The sequence below is a fragment of the Cellulophaga baltica 18 genome (genome assembly GCF_000468615.2).
Taxonomy (GTDB): Bacteria; Bacteroidota; Bacteroidia; order Flavobacteriales; family Flavobacteriaceae; genus Cellulophaga; species Cellulophaga baltica.
Genome location: NZ_CP009976.1, coordinates 1545271 through 1563990 on the forward strand (window position 1 = coordinate 1545271; position 18720 = coordinate 1563990).

Below are 18720 nucleotides of genomic sequence, written 5' to 3' on the forward strand. Positions count from 1 at the left end.
AGCCACAACATTAATTGTTGTGGCTTTTAGAGGAGAATTAATTCTCTTTATTTAAATAACTTTTTCACCAACAGTAAGGTACTAAACTTACTAGCCATTTTAAATCCGGTTTGCACCCAATTTAATGGTGATAAATCTTCCTGAACTTTGTGCTTTAGACCTTTTAACTCCTCAATAGCAATTTTTCGTTCTAAGCTCAAAAGCTTCAAGTCAAGCTCAATTTCTTCGAATGAAGTATAATTTTTATTTCTCATGAGTCAAAATACGTTTTAGATAATTTCTGAATAATGATTCTATCAATGCGTTTTCTAACTAAATAGATAAGCAATACCAATAGAAAGAAGATTCCTCCAACAATTAAGTACCCTAAAGCCATACTGTCAAAATAGGCTCCAAGAGCGGCGGCTCCTGCAACAGCTATAAAAATTAGACCTAAAACGCATAAGCTTCCAAAAAGAACAATTTTCAACAAGTATGAAGACAATGTAGTCAACTGTTGAAATACTTTTAATTCAAAGTATTTTTTAGTAGATTTTACATATGCTTCCCCTGCTTCGGCTGCGCTGTTTGTAGTATCGTCTAAAGACTTTAAAATGCTCATGTTATGATTTCTGTAATTTCTTATTCTTTGCTTTTAACTCAGATAGCTTGCTTTCTAATGTATTGATCACATCTTCTGTTTTATGACTAACATCAGAAACAATGTGCTCTATTTGTGTATCTAAAGATTCTCTTTTAGAAGCAACTGAATGTGCTGCTCTATCTCTTAAATCTAAAGCCGTTTCCGCAAGTGTGTCTCTAGTAGACGCTGCTTGATCTGCTATTTTTTGTCTTGTATTTGCGCCTCTATCTGGTGCAAATAAAATTCCTAAGGTCGCTCCTATTGCGGTACCTGCTAATATTCCTAATAATGTATTACTGTTATTATTCATTTTACATGTTTTTAAATTAATATGATAATTGTATCTCAATCATCTATATCAAAGTTAGGTAATAAGTATGATTAAAGTTGTCTTAATTACGTATTTGATTGACTGTAATGCTATGTTTTTAAAAGCGTTAAGAATAGAATGGATTGCAGCAAGTAGCGCTTAATTTTGAGCGTATATTGTGGGTAGTAACAACTAAAAAAATATAAAATGGATATCAAGGAAAATGACGCAAAGACAAAATTTATAAAAGAATCTGACGAGGATACGGAACACTACGTACTTCAGAAAAATAAAAAGACAAAATTAGGCACAGGAATCATCATCGCATTTTTGCTTGTGCTAATCGTAGGAATTGTGGTTTCTGGAATTTTATTTGATTCCTAAAATAGATGTAAGCTTATACTATTAAAAAAGGGTCGCAAATTGCGACCCTTTTTTATAGATTAATTTTCATCATGTCTTATGTTTTTCCAACGATCCATAAACGCAAACTGACTTTGATCAATTCGTTGTCGTTCTTTTAATTCTGCCTCTTGTAGTTCAGGAGATAATTTATCTAATTCCCCGCCATAGTATCCAAGGGCTATTGCAGAAGTAATATGATAGTCTTCTGGCACTTCAAATAATTTTTCCGCTTTCTCATGATCTACACCGGCCATTTGGTGCATGGCTATTCCCATGTATTGTGCCTGTGTGGTCATGCTACCAACAGCAAGACCTAAATCATGCAAAGCATGAAAATTATCTTTATCATCTTGAGTCTTTTTGTAATACGCTGTAAGCATCAGTAGTGGTGCATTGGTAGCCCATTCTTTGTTAAAATCGCTTAAACAGGATAATATATCTTGATATGCATCAGAATTACGTTCTGCATAGATAAATCTCCAAGGTTGTATATTGTTACTGCTAGGAGACCATCGCACAGCTTCAAATAGCTGATTTAAATGTTGTTTTTTAACTCTTACATCTTTAAATGTTCTAGGGCTATAGCGTTGCTTTAAAAGTGCAAATATTTCGTAATCACTTTCTGCAATATTTTCTAACTGTATTTGTTCCGGTGATGTCATAACTTTCTTTTTTTTAACTTTCTTTTTCACTACCAAAATTACAAAAACAGCCATTTTTCTCTTGACGCTAACCCATATTACATTGATTCTTTTGAAAATCAAGATGTTAAAAAAAAGCGACTATAATTGCTCTTTATTGTGTACTTCTTGCCCATACTCTTCTTTATAAATACGGAGTACAATTAGGAAGAGGCTAATTAGTAGCGGGCCAAAAATTAAACCTATAAATCCAAAGAGAGGAACTCCTACTATGACTCCGAGAAGAGTGATTAATGGGTGTACGTTATCTATTTTTTTTAAAATAAATAAACGCAGTAAGTTATCTGTAGACCCTATAATTACAATACCATAAATTAAGATTCCCCAAGCCTGGAAATCATTTCCTGAGGATAGGGTAAGAATAAACACGGGTAAAGTTCCTATAAAAGTTCCTACAAACGGAATCATAGACCCAATAAATACAACAATAGACCAAAAGAAAGGTTGTTCTATATTAAAAATTAGGAAACCAATTAAGGCTACAATTCCTTGCGCCAAGGCAACCAATGGGATGCCTAATGCGTTTGATCGCACCATAGTTTGTACATCTTTACCAATGACCTTCAAATTATCATTTCCTATTGGGATATACTCATAAAGAGATTCTCTTAATTGCCTACGGTTGGTAAGCATGTAGTATAACATAAAATACATTAAGCCTAAGGCAATTAGAATATTAAAAGTGCCACCGGCAAATGACTGTAGGTTTTCTGACAACCAATTAGAAAAAGCAGAAGCATCAATTTTAGAGGTTATATCATATCCTATTTTATCTTCCCAGGTTCCTAATTGTTCTTTACTCGCTTTAATAGCTTCTTCAGAATGGGCAACTGTATTTTCTATTTTGCTAGCTAACATCATCGCGATTCCTCCGACGGGAATGAGAATACCTATCACTGAGGCAATCAATAATAAACTCACGGCTAAATCTGGATTCCAACCGCGTTTCACCAATTTACTCATAGGCTTGCGCAGCAATACATAAAAAGTAATGGCTCCCAGAACGCCAGATAAATAGGGCAGCATTTCTTTAAAGATTAAGGATGACATTAATAAGATGAGCAGGATAATAAATAACTGCCTAATTACTTTGGGGTTTATAGCATTCATGGTATTAAGGTTTAGATTGTTGTTCAGAATTTGTGTCGTTGTTGTCTAATGCGAAGTAGCTTGGGGTAATCTTGTGACCGTATCTTTTAGCATAGATATAAGTAAACTCTGCCCCGAAAAATAAGATGAGACAGGAGTAAGAAACCCATAAAAGAATTAAGACTATTGTGCCTGCTGCGCCATAGGTAGATCCAGGATTGGCCTCGCCAAAGTAAAATCCTAAAAGCGATTTACCGATGACGAATAAGACGGCCGTAATGAGTGCGCCTATCCAAACAGTTTTCCATCTGATCTTAGCGTCTGGCATATACCGAAACATAAGAGCAAATAAGACAGTAATTATACTTACGGATACCGTAAAATCTAAGAAGTACGCAATGTAGATTAGGATATCCGGTAAAACTCTTCGTATGTATTCATTTAAGGCAGAAATCCCCGCGGTAACTATAAAACTTACCAGTAATAAAAAGCCTATAACTAAAATGAACGCAAAACTTCTGGCCCTATCGGTAACCAATTTCCAAAAATTGGCATCCGGATTTGGTTTAATCTGCCAAATCTCATTCAAGGATAATTTTAATTGATAAAATACTCCAGTGGCTCCAAAAAGAAGAGTTCCTATGCCGACGATGGTAGAAATTAAGTTTTCCTCCTTGTTTTGAGTTCCAGCGATGATGGTTTCTATAGATTCTGCAGCATTACTGCCCAAAGCCGTAGAAATTTCAGAGGTTAGTCGGCCTTGAACAATATCCGTGCCCCAAATAGAGCCTACTATATTTATGATAATAATAAGCAAAGCGGGGAGCGACAATACAGCGTAATAGGCCACAACAGCACTTAGGCGCCATGGGTTTGCTTTGTCCCAAGCCTTATAAGTATCTACGATTAAAGACGGTAAATCTTTAAGTTTAAATTTTCTCTCGTTATTTTCTGCCATAGGTACTGAGCATTAGTAATTGTGGCGAAATGTACTCTTGAAATTTTAATAAGCTTAACTGTATCAAATAATATATTTCTTCAATAAATGGGGGACTGTTCTTAAAAGGTGATAATGGTCATTGATGGTTTATCCCGGGAAGTGTATTTTTGTAAGACCATCCTTAAATACGGATGCTTTTTTAAAGCGTAAGAAATATGAAAAAAATACTCCTGTTTGTAGTTTTGCTTGCACTGGCTAGTTGTAAAACTACGAAGTTAGTAGATGAATATAAGAATCCTGAAAATGTAGTTTTTACAGCATATAAAGTTCTTTTGGTAGGAATGACGCCAAATGAGGAAAGTAGAGTTGCCTTTGAAAATCGATTGAAAGAAGAGTTTGATAAACGCAAAATAGAATCTATGCGTAGTATAGATCTTTTTGATGTGAATTTTACAGCTTCCGCTAAAACAGAAGAGGAGTTAAAAGCAGTAGAAAGACAATTGCTAGACAAAGATTTTGATGCCGTTTTATTTGCTAAGGTTCTGGGGTCCGAAAGTAAGCAAACACTTCGTAAAAAGATTTCTGATTGGGGGAATTATACAGGTAGATTCAGAGATGACTATTTTCAGCACCAAGATATTTATAATAATGACGGGAGTTATGATCAATTTAAAGTGTATCATACAGAGACCACTTTGTATTGCATTTGCGAAGGTAAAGAGCAATCTATGGTTTGGCGCGGCAGTATAGATTTAACAGACCCTAAAAATATAGATAAGTCTATAGACGAATATGTGAATCTTGTGGTAGGCGCTATGGAAGCACAAGATGTTTTATTCCATAAATAAGTGCTAAAGGCATCGCTTACCTGCAGAGTACAAGTCCAGCGAAGTAACTACATACCACTACTATAATAAAGAATAAAATAGTTACAACTATACTAATTCCTAATCTTTTAAGGTCTACTGATCCGTGTTTTTGTGTGTTCATATCTTTTTTCATTAGTACTTGTTCAAGGTTCTGATTGTAAAGGTATTCTTACGCTGTAAAATATTTTGTAGTCCTTAGGTGAAAAGACATTTACTGTCGACGAAAATCATATTTAAGTAGACTAGCTATATCAAAAAAATGGGATGCATGCACTTCAAGGTTTAAATTTTTCAGCACCTACATATTATAAAATGACGCTTTCTTTTTCTTGTTTATTTAAACTCCGTTTAAATAGCGCTTTCCTTATAAATTGATGTCAAATTAATTTAAGGTTAAATTAATTTTAAAGCGTTGTATTTCAAATAGTTGTTGTGTATTTTTGATTACTAATTTTTTAACGTTCAATTTTTAAATAATTTCTTGTTTTTTCATTTTTTTTGTTTTCATTTGTCATCTCAAACCAATATAAAATAAGCGGTTTGGCAACTAAGCTTTTAGCTACATATAATGCGTATTAATTTTATGTTCGAGGTATTGGAAAATGGGAAGGCGAATCCAATGCCAGTTTTGAAAAAAGGCAATCGAATACTACTAGTTTCTTCCTTAGTACCTAGAATCGTGAGAAGTCAGCACGATTACTTTTTTATTCCAACTACCCAACGTCAAATCATTATCTAGGGATTGTGTCAATTTATTTGGTGAAAACAGCAATGTTTTTAATTCAGTTTATTAGTTTTAACAGATACAATCCATTTTAATGAATACAAAATATATCAATTTAATAGATCAAACGTATTATTTCCCTCAAGAAGAATTTACTTTGGAGGGAGAGAACCTTAACTTTCACGGCATTCCTTTAATGGATTTGGTCGAGAAGTATGGCAGTCCAATGAAATTTACGTACCTACCAAAAATCTCTGAAAACATAAACAGAGCAAAAGATTGGTTTAAGATCGCCATGGAAAAAAATAACTATAAGGGTAAATACCATTATTGTTACTGTACAAAAAGCTCACATTTTCAACCCGTTTTAAATGAGGTATTAAATAATGATGTGCATATTGAAACCTCTTCAGCATATGATATCAATATTGTAGAAAAACTTAAGAAGAAGGGTAAGATTAAAGACGATACTTATGTTATTTGTAATGGTTTCAAAAGAGACGAATACATAGATAATATTGGTAGATTAATAAATGAAGGACACCGCAATTGTATTCCTATAATTGACAACTACGAAGAAATAGATTTGTTATCGGAGGTTATTGATGACACGTTTAAAGTAGGTATTCGTATCGCTTCAGAAGAAGAGCCTAAATTTGAATTTTACACGTCTAGATTAGGAATAGGATATAAGAATATTGTTCCTTTTTATGAGAATCAAATAAAAGATAACGAAAAAGTAGAGCTTAAAATGCTTCACTTTTTTATCAATACAGGTATTCGTGATAATGCTTACTATTGGAATGAGTTGGTCAAGTGTTTAAAGGTATACATCAGACTGAAAAAAATGTGTCCGTCTTTAGATAGTTTAAACATTGGTGGTGGTTTCCCTATAAAAAACTCTTTAGCTTTTGAGTATGATTATCAATATATGATTGATGAGATTATCAATCAAATCAATATTGCATGTCAAGAAGCTGAAGTACCAGTGCCTCATATTTTTACCGAGTTTGGTAGCTTTACTGTAGGGGAGAGTGGTGGAGCTATTTATGAAATATTGTACCAAAAACAACAAAACGACCGTGAGAAATGGAATATGATAGATTCATCTTTCATTACCACTTTGCCAGATACTTGGGCAATTAACAAGCGTTTTGTGATGTTGCCAATTAACCGTTGGCAAGATGAGTATGAGCGTGTTCTTTTAGGAGGTTTAACATGCGATAGTGATGATTATTACAATAGCGAACAAAATATGAACGCTATTTATTTACCAAAATATAGAAGAGATAAACCCTTGTTTATCGGCTTTTTTAATACGGGAGCTTATCAAGAATCTATAGGAGGTTACGGAGGTTTGCAGCATTGTTTGATACCGCAGCCAAAGCATATTCTTATAGACAGAGATGAAAACGGAACAATAACAACTAAACTATTTAACGAACAACAAAAAGCAGCAGACCTGCTAAAAATTTTAGGCTATGATGACAACTAACAATTACGCGGGAATACCTGATAAGTATGCGCAATTGGAAACGGCAAAGGTGGTTTTAATACCTGTGCCATATGACGGAACAAGTACATGGGGAAAAGGAGCAGATAAAGGGCCAGAAGCCTTTTTGAAAGCCTCTGAAAACATGGAGCTTTACGACATTGAAACTGCTACTGAAGTATACCAACAAGGTGTGTATTTGGCAGATGCTGTAACAGAAAATGCTTCTCCAGAAAGTATGGTAGATGCCGTTCATGCAGTAACTAAAGACTACATCAAGAGAAATAAATTTGTAACTCTTTTTGGTGGAGAGCACTCTATTTCTATAGGTACTATTAGAGCGTTCAATGAGTGTTTTAATAACCTAACGGTATTACATATAGATGCGCATGCAGATTTACGTGAGTCTTACGATGGAACTACGTGTAACCACGCATGTGCTGTTCATGAAGCTAGCCAAACTACCAATCTTATTCAAGTAGGAATCCGTAGTATGGATGCTATTGAAAAAACCTTCATGGATGAGGAGAAAACATTCTTTGCTCACGATATGGTTAATGATGAATATTGGATGGATAACGTTATTGAATTGTTGACAGACAATGTATTAATCACATTTGATTTAGATGCATTAGATCCAAGTATATTATCATCAACAGGTACGCCAGAGCCAGGAGGTTTATTTTGGTATGAGACTTTAGAATTTTTAAAGAGAGTTTTTGCTGAGAAGAACGTTGTTGGTTTTGATATTGTTGAACTTTGTCCTAATGAGGTTGATAAATCATCAGATTTCTTAGCGGCTAAGTTGTATTATAAAATGTTAAGCTATAAATTTATGGGTGAAGCGGCGGATGATGCATACGATAATACGTATGATGTAGATTTCAAAGCTGGCTCCACTAATAATTCAAAATTCGAAGATGACGAAGACTAAAGGACCAATTTCTAATTTTATTGAAAAGTATTACTTACACTTTAACTCAGCCGCTTTGGTAGATGCAGCTAAAGGGTATGAAGACCAATTAAACAACGGTGCCAAAATGTTGGTTTCTCTTGCAGGAGCCATGAGTACCGCAGAAATTGGTAAAATATTTGCTGAGGTTATTCGTCAAGATAAGGTTCAGATTATTTCTTGTACCGGCGCAAACCTTGAAGAAGATATCATGAATTTGGTGGCGCACTCTCATTACAAGCGTGTACCTAACTATCGTGATTTAACTCCGCAAGATGAGTGGGATTTATTAGAAAAAGGATTAAACCGTGTAACAGATACTTGTATTCCTGAAGAAGAAGCTTTTAGAAGATTGCAAGAGCATATTTTCAAGATTTGGAAAGATGCAGAAGAGGCTGGAGAGCGTTATTTGCCGCATGAATATATGTACAAAATGTTGCTTTCAGGGGTTCTTGAGGAGTACTATGAAATAGACTTGAAAGATTCTTGGATGTATGCAGCAGCAGAGAAAAATTTACCGATTATCTGCCCAGGCTGGGAAGATAGTACTATGGGTAACATTTTTGCTTCTTATGTATTGAAAGGTGAGTTGAAAGCGAGTACCATGAAATCTGGTATAGAATACATGACCTTTTTAGCAGATTGGTATACAGACAATTCTGAAAACGGGATTGGTTTCTTTCAAATAGGCGGAGGTATCGCAGGAGATTTCCCAATTTGTGTGGTACCAATGTTATACCAAGATATGGAACGCACAGGAACTCCGTTTTGGAGTTACTTCTGCCAAATTAGTGATTCTACAACAAGTTATGGTTCGTATTCTGGTGCTGTACCAAATGAGAAAATAACTTGGGGAAAACTAGATATAAATACCCCAAAATTTATAATTGAGAGTGATGCTACAATTGTGGCGCCATTAATTTTCGCATACCTATTAGACCAGTAATTATATGGACAATTTAAAAAGAGTTATCGTTGATTTTAAAAAGCTTACGCCAGAAGTATTAAAGCTTTTGGTAGAGAAGTATCCTGATGGTTATGATGATTTAAACATTATTACGTTTAAGAATGCACAAGGAGAACGTATTGAAGCCGTAGAAGTGACTACAGAAGATACGAAATATTTGGTAAAAATTAGTGCCAAATTAGAAACTACCATGGCTAATTACGATGAGGATGATTATGAAGACTTTGAAGATGACGATCCAGATGCAGTAGTAGATCCAGATATTATTCCGGAAGAAGGAGATTTGGATGATGAGGATTAAGAATAATTCTTTTAGATAATAACAGGACCAATCTGTAAAAGATTGGTCTTTGTATTGAATGTAGATTTAATTGGAAATAATATTAATTTGGAAGATTTAAAAATAGTTGGTAGTGAAGAGTGGTGTGTTTTTGAAGGTCTAGGGATACCTGCCATTAAAGCTAGAGTAGATTCTGGCGCCAAAACCTCGTCTATACAAGCTACGAACATGAAAGTGTTTATTAGAGGAGCTCAGGAATGGGTGAAATTTGAAGTAAACCCAATTCAAGATAACAGAAGTATCACGATAGAGTGTGAGGCAAAGTTAATAGACCGAAGAACTGTAAAGAGTTCTTCAGGAATATCAGAAGAGCGCTTCGTGATTAAAACACCCATGACACTTGGTGAAGATTCTTTTGAAGTAGAATTAACTCTAGCTAGTAGAGATACGATGGAGTTTAGAATGCTTTTAGGAAGAGAAGCTCTAAACAATAGGTATGTGGTAAACCCTGCGAAGAATTTTATTATTCAAGAATTTACAACAGCAGAAGTTACCAGCAAATATTCTAATTATTTCAAAGAAAAAACAGGTCTAAAAATTGCTATTTTAGCTAGTAATCCAGAACTGTATAGCAATAAAAGATTAGTAGAAGCAGGAGAAGCACGTGGTCATGAAATGGTATTCTTAAATGTGGAACATGCGTATATGAAACTAGATGCCCATTCTCCACAAATTCGCTACCGTGGTGGAAATATTTTGAATGAATTTGATGCTATTATTCCTAGAATAAAACCAGCAGTTACCTTTTATGCCTGTGCACTTATTCGCCAGTTTGACAATTTGGGAGTCTACTGTTTAAACTCAGCAGAGGCTATTACGCAATCGCGCGATAAACTATTTGCTTCTCAATTATTTTCTAAGAACGATATTCATATTCCAATTACCGGATTTGCAAAATCGCCTATGGACACAAAAGATCTAATCAAAATGGTTAATGGGGCGCCATTAATCATTAAATTATTAGAGAGTACACAAGGTAAGGGTGTTGTGTTAGCAGAAACCAACAAAGCAGCAGAGAGTGTTATTAATGCGTTTAAGAGCGTTCAAACAAACATTTTGGTACAAGAGTTTATTAAAGAAGCAAACGGTCAGGATATCCGCTGTTTCGTAGTTAATGGCAAAGTTATTGCTTCTATGCAGCGCCAAGCAGAAAAAGGAGAATTTAGAGCCAACATTCATCAGGGTGGTAAGGCATCTATTATAAAAATTACGCAAGAAGAGAAAAAACTAGCAATTAAAGCGGCTAAAGTGATGAACTTAGCAGTTGCAGGGGTTGATATTATCCGTTCTAATAAAGGGCCACTTTTACTTGAAGTTAATTCTTCCCCAGGATTAGAAGGTATTGAAAATGCTACAGGAAAAGATATTGCGAATAGTATGATTATGGCTATAGAATCTAAGCTGAAAGTTACTATTAAATAGGTGATAACCTCCGTTAATACTAAAGCCCTTAACAATTTTGTTAAGGGCTTTTTACATACATTTATTTTAAATTTTTCAACATTTCGTGTGTTGTTTTTTCTAAATCAAAGGCCGGTTTCCAACCCCAATCTTCTTGGGCTTCGGTATCATTAATGCTAGAAGGCCAAGAATCTGCAATTTGTTGTCTAAAGTCTGGCGCGTAGCTTATTTTAAATTCAGGAATATGCTGTTGAAGACTTTTCGCAATTTCTGAAGGATTAAAGCTCATTGCTGCTAAATTATAGCTAGATCTTATTTTGATTTTTTCGGCAGGGGTTTCCATAATATCTATGGTTGCTCTAATGGCATCGTCCATAAACATCATTGGTAATAAAGTATCTTCCTTCAAGAAGCAAGAATATTGTTTTTCTTCTAAAGCTTTATGATAAATTTCTACCGCATAATCAGTGGTGCCGCCACCCGGTAATGTTTTCCAACTTATTAAGCCAGGGTAACGCACGCTACGCACATCTACACCAAATTTGTTAAAGTAATATTCACACCAACGTTCTCCAGATTGCTTACTGATCCCGTATACGGTACTAGGCTCCATAATCGTATTTTGCGCCGTATTGTCTTTTGGCGTATTAGGACCAAAAACAGCAATAGAAGAGGGCCAAAATAATTTACTAATTTTTTTCTCTTTAGCTAAGTTTAATACATTGAAAAGCGAATTCATATTCAAATTCCAAGCGCGCATCGGAAATTTTTCAGCGGTAGCGCTAAGCATAGCTGCCATAAGATATACTTCTTCAATTTCGTAATGCATCACCACATTTTCAATGGCTTCATAATTAGTAGCATCTAAAATTTCGAAAGGTCCTGAAGCCATTAAATCGGCCTTGCCTTCACGTATATCACTGGCAATTACATTTTCATTTCCATGTTTTTCCCGTAGTGCAAAGGTAAGCTCTGTTCCTATTTGCCCACACGCACCAATAATTAAAATAGACTTCTGCATTTAATACATCTTAAAAGTTATAGTTTGCCTAATTCTATACAGAAAATAGGTCTGCAAAAATCGTTAGAAATTTTAATATTTATGCAGCTCTATTAAATTATTTTTAATCCAATAGGCATTTTTTTAAAGGAATCATAAATCGGATTAAAAAATAGCCATCTCTTTTGAATGATTCTTAGTTTATAGTAAAACGGACTTATCATTTCTCATAGTTATATAGCTTCAATCTAGCGGCTAAATAAATGGATTTTTTGGCTTGTAGAAAAGTAGCCTTTTTCCTTTAGAATAAAAATAGAATCGTTGTAAATACCTAAAATTTGTACCTTAGCTTTATGAACAAATCATTTTTAATTGTCCTTGTTTTTTTGGGATGTATTGCTTGTGGAGAAAAAAAGACAGAGGATGTCAAAGAAGATCCTGCTGCGGGACTGGTAGCACTTAAAAAGCTTCCAAAGAAAGTGAATGCAAGTTTTGGTGCTACTGAAATTTTAAAAGACTGGACCGAGTACAATGCATTGAATGCTGCGGTCAATGCGGTTTATACTATAGATACCAAAGAGGATTTAATTGTAGTACTAGAAGATTTAGTAGAAAAGCAAAAATTGCTAGAAGCATCTGCCTACCCTGAAGTATTTGATAGGGCAGATATAAAAAGTAGACAGAAGGTATTTAAGACCAAAGTGCTACAGGTTAAGTTTGATTTGGAGTATGATAAAGATCCGAGAAAAACGGTGATTGAATTAGTCAAAGCTTACAATGCTTTTAATAATCAATTTTCGGTAGTGATAAAAAGTACGTTAAAACCTGAAATTTTGTTTGATGAATAAGTTACTTTTCCTTTTCATATTCGTATTCTCCTTTAGTTTTGGACAACAAAATGATGCAAAGAAAGAGGTGAATAAAGTAATGGACGCATGGCATAAAGCTGCGGCTGAAGCAGATTTTGATGCTTACTTTAATTTGATGACAACCGATGGAGTTTTCATTGGTACAGATGCTACTGAAAATTGGCAGAACGATGCTTTTAAGGAATTTTCAAAACCTTATTTTGACAAAGGGAAAGCTTGGAGCTTTTCGGCTTTAGAACGTAATGTATATGTGAACAGTACGGAAGATTTTGCTTGGTTTGATGAGTTGCTAGATACGCAAATGAAAATTTGCCGGGGTTCTGGGGTCCTAAAGAAGATTAATGGCGAATGGAAAATAGCACATTATGTATTGTCTATAGCCGTGCCTAATGATAAGGTAGATGCCTTGATTGCCTTAAAAAAGGAATCGGACAGTCTACTTACTAAAAAGTTGAAAGCGCACTAAAATATAATGATATAAAAAAAGCGAGCCTAGGCTCGCTTTTTTTATACAATAGCCGTAAATACTATTGTTTATTCTTTTTGCCTTTCTTTTCAGAAACTACTGGAGCAGGTTCTGCTACTGGAGGATTTTTCTTATTCTCCAAAGCTTGTTTGCTTAAGCTAGCTAAATTAAAGTTAGGGTCTAATTGTAATGCCTCGTTCATAAAAACTAAAGCCCCGTCCACGTCTTCTCTGTTTAAATTGAAAGTTACTAAACCTTTTAAATGTAAGAAAGCAGCTTTTAAAGGTACTTCGTAAGGCTGTTGGCGCTCATAAAAAGCATATTTCATTTCGTCTTTTGCATTGGCAATACCATATTCAATATTTCCCATGGCGCCATTAGGGTCTCCAATTTGTATTTTTAAATCGGCTAATTCATACGCTAAAAACGGATTAGGATTTCTTTTAAATAGAACTTCAAATTGCTCAATAGCACGTTTTGGCTGGTTTAAAGCTTTTAAAGAAATTGCCTTTACTTGAACGGCTAAATCAGAATCAGCATCATTCTTTTCAATACCAATAGTATTTAAAGCTTGCATATGCTTATTGTCATTTGCATAAATATATGCTAGGGTATCATTTCTTTGTTGTGAAGCGTTAAGAACGTTTAAATGAGTTAAAGCATTAATGATGCCCTCAACATCTCCTTGCAAACGCATCTGCTTATAGAATGCCTCATAATGTTTTTGTAATTCAGATTTGGTTTGTGCAGTTCCTGCGAAGCAAAAACCAATTAATAAAGCAACTAATATTTTTTTCATTTTTCTCTTTCTCTTAAATTTTAGGAACGCTAATCTATAAAAATTATTCATAGCGTGCTGTTAAGGAAAGCTTTAAAACAGAAAAGATACCTATTAGGCATCTTTTCTGTTTTTGTTTAAGTAGTTTTAAACGACCAATAATTCTCTTTCTTCTTTAGAGAACATTCGGAGTAGGCTTGCATAAAAGGCAAGACTTCTTACATCTTGTTCTAGGCATTTTTTTAAAAAATATTTTAAACTGATAAAGTGTATATCTGCGCGGAATGTGGGTAAATATGTGTTTATTATATTAGGATTATAAGCAGTGTCGTCAATAACAATATTTAAGGTTATCCTTCTTCGGAAATAGTCAATAGAAACATCATAAGCATTATAGTACCTTTTTAATAGTGCAACGTGTAGGTCTTTTTGTTTTTTTTGAATTTTTTGATTTGGGCAACTTTGAGTAATAAGGCTTTCCAATTCGGAAATAATCCTCATTTTTAAACTTGAATTTACCATGTTAACCGATTTAAGATTATATCGTAAATGTATAGTTTAAATGATAAAATCGACAGGTTATTAACAGTTTGCCTTATTTTTTGTTGTCAAAACACTTAAAGTTGTTGTAAGTTATTTCTTTATTGAGGTAAGAAATTTGAAATTTTTAACATTTAAGAGATAATCAGCACTAATAATCTTCCCTTTTTTTGTTTTATCATACTCATAATCAGGTACATTTAATCCTCTTTGTAGTGCTGCGTCAGTATAAAATTCTTTTTTGGTAGGATGTTCAGGGTATACTCCATTAATAATTACAGCACCCCAATTCTCATCTATAACTCTTTCAATAATACGGATGCAATCATCTCTGTGGATTAAATTAACAGGCATTTCCCCATTCTTTAGACCTTCCTTTTTCACCAGCATTGTAACGGGGTGCCGATCTTCGCTGAGTAATCCTCCAAAACGAATAATGGTAGTTTTGAACGAAGAATGGTTTTTAAAGATATTTTCGGAAGCCAAAATCTGAATGCCCGATTCTGTAGCAGGTGCTGGTAAAGTCTGTTCAGTAACTATGCCATCAACTTCGCCATATACGGCTGTGCTACTGACAAAAATAATATGCTGAACAGCAGAGGCTTCAATTTTCTGTACCAAATGTTCCATTTTTGCTACGTAATTTTCTTTAGTTGTTCCACGTAATTTTGGAGGCACATTTATAATAAGTGTTTCAATATTTTCTAAAAAACCTTCTATAGGACCTGTTATTCCTTTTTCAGCTAAGACAATTTGAGAAGCCTCAATACCAAGCTCAGCTAAGCGCTTTAATTTAGCCTCAGAAGTGGTCGTTCCTTTTACAGGGTAGTTGTTTGCTATAAGTGATTTAGCTAAGGGTAGGCCAAGCCAGCCACATCCTAGAATTCCAATTGTCTTATTCAATATGTATCGTTTTTGTTACCAATATAGCATCATTAAGAACAAAGGGTTTCGGAATCGCAGTTTTTGGTCGTACGGGTATCGTAAAAAGAGCATTATTTAGTAAATCGTTGGACGCTTCATAAATTTCGAATTCAAATTTTTCTCCTACCGGCAGCGTTAAACTTAATTCTGTATACGTATTGTTACTTATGTAATGGGTTACTAATTTACCTGCAGTTCTTTCTTTTAGAAAATAGTCTGATAAGGGAACTGAATTAACACTAGCTTTTATAATATTGGTTTGTGGTGTAAAGATATCCAACCTATTTACATTTCGTTGGGGGGTGATGCAAATTTTAACCAAGCGTTCATTCCCAACAATAGTATCTCTAGTCTTTTCAATTTTAGGGCCTAAGATGTTTTTTGTAGGAGCTTTTGCAACATAAGTAAAGGCTGTTCTGTACTTGCTGCTAATAGTATTTTTATCGAGCGTGGAAGCATCTTCTTTGTCTTCTCCTATAAATTGTGCTGTCCAATCAGATAATACATGATCATATGTGGCCCACTGTGCTGTGTTCTTGTCACTGTTATAGACATAGACCAAGCTTGTAGGGTTTGCATTTTCTTCTGAAAAACCAGAATTAATATGAGCAGAAACCATGGCTATAATAAACAGTAAACTCATAACGAGCGCTATTCTGTTTTTATGCTTGTAGAAAGAAAACAAGGGTAAACCTAATGCAAAAACTAATGTAGTTAAGAGTGTAGAGGCCACCATCATTTTTAATCCAAGACCTACAGGAAACATTTTAATAAAGGGAGTGAAAATCCACAAAGCCGGTATAATTAAGAAGACTAATAATAAAGCATTGGGTTTTTCTTGATGTATGATGATAAGATATGCTGCTAGGAGTGCGTACACCGGAATAATGAAAAAATTAGCTCCAGGTAAGTATGCTGTTAAGCCTGCACATAAGGCAAGCCAAAATACTAATGGACCAACCAAAATAGCCGCGGTATTAATTTTTCTAAATTTATGGTATACAAAAAAGCATACGGCTAATGAGAAAAGAACAAATGCCGTAATGTAAGTGTACCCGTTGTATGTAAATCCATGTAGTATATCTTGATATTGAGGGTAGATGCTTTTTAGAACCGTCCAACTAAAATACCCGACGATACCATTTATGAGTATAGTAATTAATAAAGGAACAAAACTTAAGAAACTATTTTTTAGGTCTAGAGATTTTTTCTTAAAACCATAAATAGTTAAGACTGTAAATAATAATAATGCGATAAAGAAAAGCGGCCAAACCCAATCAAAAGGGTAGGATACGAGTTTAAAAAACGGAACATTAAAATAATTGTAATCGCTTAGACTTTTTAAGTTGGTCAAGTTGGCTTCACTAAAATGATGCAACAACGGCATTAGGTAACTTCCTTGGTGGGCTAGTGTTTTTTTATCTAAGCGTTCGTAAGTGTCCTTCGCAGTATGGTAATCATAATGATCATCTATAAATGCAAAATTTAAACCTTCAATATCACCATCTTCTCTAAAAATAGTTAAATCTGTATCATTCGGGAGCATCTTATAAATACTATATACTAAAGAGTTTGCAACAGGGTAATCCGGATTTGCTTTGGTAAATTCTTTGATTAAAGTGCTATTCCCTCTATTGGTTTCTATCAGCATATAGGATGGGCCACCACTACCTCTGGCTTCAAAATTTAAAACTAACCCTACATCTTTGCTCCATGGGTGGTTGTTTACAAATAAATCGGCGCCATTTAGTCCTAATTCCTCTGCATCAGATAGTAAGATTATGATGTCATTTTTTGGTTTTTTATTTTCGGATAAAAAGGCACGTACACCTTCTAAGATTGTAGCCACACCACTACCAGCATCACTTGCGCCAAAGGAAGAATGTGGGTTACTGTCATAATGTGATAAAAGTATTAATGCTTTGCCTTTTTCAGTACCCTCTATTTTGGCTACAATATTTTCTGCCTTACTTAGGTTTGCCCAATCTCCTGTCGTGTAGCCCTCTTGTAAGCTTGTTTTTAAACCTAATTTTTCTAATTCTCTACGGATGTAATTTTGAACTTCTTTATGAGCTGGAAAACCAACAGCATGTGGTTTGCTCGCCATTTTTTCTACATGAGCCAAAGCGCGTTCTGTATCAAATTGGTTCGTATTTACTGCTTCAGAGATAGCATCACTTGGCATGGAGGATTTAAATCCAAAATATATTATGAAGCCTATTAAAATAAGAGTTAGGGTAGAAGTGCTTGTTTTCATTCGGTAGTAATTGTGTTGCTATCTTATGGGTTTTGTAAATGTATAAAAATATAGTGGGATGTTCAGAACGACCGTCGCTAAGGTTTAGAATCCTAATTTGGCAAGCTATTTCTTAAAATTATGATTATTTAATCGATTATATGTCAAGTAGTTATTGTTTTATTAAGAATAAGTGTTATATTTAAGATCAACCTAAAAATACTACATATGGGAATCAAAAGTTTTCAAGGCATTCGTAAAGTCATTAAAAAAGAATTTGATGCACCCATTTTGGTCGAAGATTACATGACCAGAAAGCTAGTCTCTTTTTCCCCAGAACAATCTATTTTAGAAGTAATGGAATTATTTACTAAGCATAATATTTCAGGTGGGCCTGTTCTAGATTCTAATGGGTTTCTGGTTGGGATTATCTCTGAAGCTGATTGTATGAAAACCATTTCTGAAAGTCGTTACTTTAATCAACCTATATTAGATAAAAGAGTAGATAATTACATGACTAAAAATGTTGAAACCATCAGTAATGATATCAGTATTTTTGATGCGGCAGGAATCTTTCACAAGAATAATAGACGTAGGTTGCCTGTACTCAAAAATGGGTTGTTAGTAGGTCAAATTAGTAGAAAAGATATCGTTATAGCTGCACTTAAATTAAGTGGACAAAATTGGTAATTAAAAAATGTAGTAACCATTAGCAATAACCTCACGCTTCTTGTGAGGTTTTTTTATTCCCTTTTTACAATCATATAGTAATCATTGTCTAAAGGCAAATAGCCTAGGTCATAAATAAAATAGTATATCGTTCCTTTTTTTGTAGTGTAGATACTCGTGAAAATTTCAAAGTCAAAACCTTTGTCTAGGAGCTTGTAGCGCGTGGTTTTTGTTTTGCCGTCTTTTAATGAAAAACTTTCTAGGATACGATGGTTTTTTCGCAATCTATTATTAATGTTGCGTATCAGGTTTTTAGAATCTTTGTTCAACTTATTGTTAAAAGAGTTTCGGCAATAGTCAGAGCAGAATTTTTTATCTACCCGACCAATGATTTTTTCTCCACACTCAGGACAAAGCTTCTCCAAA

At 34.3% G+C, this 18720-nt stretch carries 22 protein-coding genes; 10 read left to right on the forward strand and 12 right to left on the reverse strand.

Translation table 11 applies throughout. The annotated features are described in order from the left end of the window. Positions 1-47: 47 nt before the first annotated feature. The 3 genes from M666_RS06525 to M666_RS06535 are packed head-to-tail and all read right to left on the reverse strand — an operon-like array spanning position 48 to position 932. Positions 48-254, reverse strand: coding sequence for a DUF6327 family protein (locus M666_RS06525; protein ID WP_024482079.1), 207 nt, complete (start codon positions 252-254; stop codon positions 48-50). Then, entirely contained in the window at positions 251-601 is a 351-nt protein-coding gene (locus M666_RS06530; RefSeq protein ID WP_024482078.1) for a hypothetical protein, read from the reverse strand. Before M666_RS06530 ends, M666_RS06525 begins: the two co-directional genes overlap by 4 nt. A gap of 1 nt (position 602) precedes the next feature. After that, a complete protein-coding gene (locus tag M666_RS06535; RefSeq protein ID WP_024482077.1) occupies positions 603-932 on the reverse strand; it encodes a YtxH domain-containing protein in 330 nt (109 codons plus the stop codon). Positions 933-1139: 207 nt separating this feature from the next. Here M666_RS06535 and M666_RS20535 point away from each other — a divergent pair, with 207 nt between their 5' ends. Next, positions 1140-1316: a hypothetical protein gene (locus M666_RS20535; RefSeq protein WP_173399773.1), complete on the forward strand. Its 177-nt coding sequence runs from the start codon at positions 1140-1142 to the stop codon at positions 1314-1316. A 59-nt stretch (positions 1317-1375) separates the two neighbouring features. Here M666_RS20535 and M666_RS06540 read toward each other — a convergent pair whose 3' ends face one another. The 3 genes from M666_RS06540 to M666_RS06550 form a co-directional block, all read right to left on the reverse strand. After that, complete coding sequence (locus tag M666_RS06540) at positions 1376-1999, reverse strand: nitroreductase family protein (protein WP_029447283.1); 624 nt, start codon at positions 1997-1999, stop codon at positions 1376-1378. Between the two features lie 120 nt (positions 2000-2119). Beyond that, a complete protein-coding gene (locus M666_RS06545) occupies positions 2120-3148 on the reverse strand; it encodes an AI-2E family transporter (protein ID WP_024482075.1) in 1029 nt (342 codons plus the stop codon). A 4-nt stretch (positions 3149-3152) separates the two neighbouring features. Further along, entirely contained in the window at positions 3153-4085 is a 933-nt protein-coding gene (locus tag M666_RS06550; RefSeq protein WP_025616083.1) for a YihY/virulence factor BrkB family protein, read from the reverse strand. A gap of 197 nt (positions 4086-4282) precedes the next feature. Between M666_RS06550 and M666_RS06555 the strand changes: the two genes are divergently transcribed. From M666_RS06555 to rimK, 6 genes are all read left to right on the forward strand, one after another. Beyond that, the gene (locus M666_RS06555) at positions 4283-4915 is read left to right on the forward strand and encodes a hypothetical protein (protein ID WP_029447282.1); all 633 of its coding nucleotides are present in this window, start codon (positions 4283-4285) and stop codon (positions 4913-4915) included. Positions 4916-5754: 839 nt separating this feature from the next. Beyond that, a complete protein-coding gene (locus tag M666_RS06560; RefSeq protein ID WP_025616081.1) occupies positions 5755-7155 on the forward strand; it encodes a type III PLP-dependent enzyme domain-containing protein in 1401 nt (466 codons plus the stop codon). After that, complete coding sequence (gene speB, locus M666_RS06565) at positions 7142-8086, forward strand: agmatinase (RefSeq protein ID WP_029447281.1); 945 nt, start codon at positions 7142-7144, stop codon at positions 8084-8086. Before M666_RS06560 ends, speB begins: the two co-directional genes overlap by 14 nt. Beyond that, positions 8073-9050: a deoxyhypusine synthase family protein gene (locus M666_RS06570; RefSeq protein WP_029447280.1), complete on the forward strand. Its 978-nt coding sequence runs from the start codon at positions 8073-8075 to the stop codon at positions 9048-9050. Before speB ends, M666_RS06570 begins: the two co-directional genes overlap by 14 nt. 4 nt (positions 9051-9054) lie before the next feature. Then, on the forward strand, positions 9055-9372 hold the full coding sequence (locus tag M666_RS06575; protein ID WP_024482069.1) for a hypothetical protein: 318 nt from the start codon (positions 9055-9057) through the stop codon (positions 9370-9372). An 87-nt stretch (positions 9373-9459) separates the two neighbouring features. Then, positions 9460-10833 (forward strand): 30S ribosomal protein S6--L-glutamate ligase, encoded by a 1374-nt coding sequence (rimK, locus tag M666_RS06580; protein WP_024482068.1) that lies wholly within the window; start codon positions 9460-9462, stop codon positions 10831-10833. Between the two features lie 61 nt (positions 10834-10894). Here the strand turns inward: rimK and M666_RS06585 are convergent, their stop codons facing one another. Then, on the reverse strand, positions 10895-11833 hold the full coding sequence (locus M666_RS06585) for an NAD-dependent epimerase/dehydratase family protein (protein ID WP_029447279.1): 939 nt from the start codon (positions 11831-11833) through the stop codon (positions 10895-10897). 332 nt (positions 11834-12165) lie between these two features. Here M666_RS06585 and M666_RS06590 point away from each other — a divergent pair, with 332 nt between their 5' ends. Further along, on the forward strand, positions 12166-12660 hold the full coding sequence (locus M666_RS06590) for a hypothetical protein (RefSeq protein WP_024482066.1): 495 nt from the start codon (positions 12166-12168) through the stop codon (positions 12658-12660). Next, entirely contained in the window at positions 12653-13147 is a 495-nt protein-coding gene (locus tag M666_RS06595; protein WP_029447278.1) for a nuclear transport factor 2 family protein, read from the forward strand. Before M666_RS06590 ends, M666_RS06595 begins: the two co-directional genes overlap by 8 nt. A 61-nt stretch (positions 13148-13208) precedes the next feature. On the opposite strand, the gene M666_RS06600 is transcribed toward M666_RS06595, so the two are convergent. From M666_RS06600 to M666_RS06615, 4 genes are all read right to left on the reverse strand, one after another. After that, on the reverse strand, positions 13209-13946 hold the full coding sequence (locus M666_RS06600; RefSeq protein ID WP_029447277.1) for a hypothetical protein: 738 nt from the start codon (positions 13944-13946) through the stop codon (positions 13209-13211). A gap of 126 nt (positions 13947-14072) precedes the next feature. Next, entirely contained in the window at positions 14073-14447 is a 375-nt protein-coding gene (locus M666_RS06605) for a hypothetical protein (protein WP_029447276.1), read from the reverse strand. Positions 14448-14558: 111 nt separating this feature from the next. Beyond that, positions 14559-15368, reverse strand: a complete 810-nt coding sequence (locus M666_RS06610; protein WP_029447275.1) for an NAD(P)H-binding protein — start codon at positions 15366-15368, stop codon at positions 14559-14561. Further along, positions 15361-17646 carry a M28 family peptidase gene (locus tag M666_RS06615; RefSeq protein WP_029447274.1) on the reverse strand — a complete coding sequence of 762 codons (2286 nt, stop codon included), beginning with the start codon at positions 17644-17646 and terminating at the stop codon, positions 15361-15363. Before M666_RS06615 ends, M666_RS06610 begins: the two co-directional genes overlap by 8 nt. Positions 17647-17853: 207 nt before the next feature. Between M666_RS06615 and M666_RS06620 the strand changes: the two genes are divergently transcribed. Beyond that, positions 17854-18315: a CBS domain-containing protein gene (locus M666_RS06620; RefSeq protein ID WP_024482060.1), complete on the forward strand. Its 462-nt coding sequence runs from the start codon at positions 17854-17856 to the stop codon at positions 18313-18315. Between the two features lie 53 nt (positions 18316-18368). Here the strand turns inward: M666_RS06620 and M666_RS06625 are convergent, their stop codons facing one another. After that, a complete protein-coding gene (locus M666_RS06625; RefSeq protein ID WP_025616073.1) occupies positions 18369-18719 on the reverse strand; it encodes a hypothetical protein in 351 nt (116 codons plus the stop codon). Between the last annotated feature and the right edge of the window lies 1 nt (position 18720).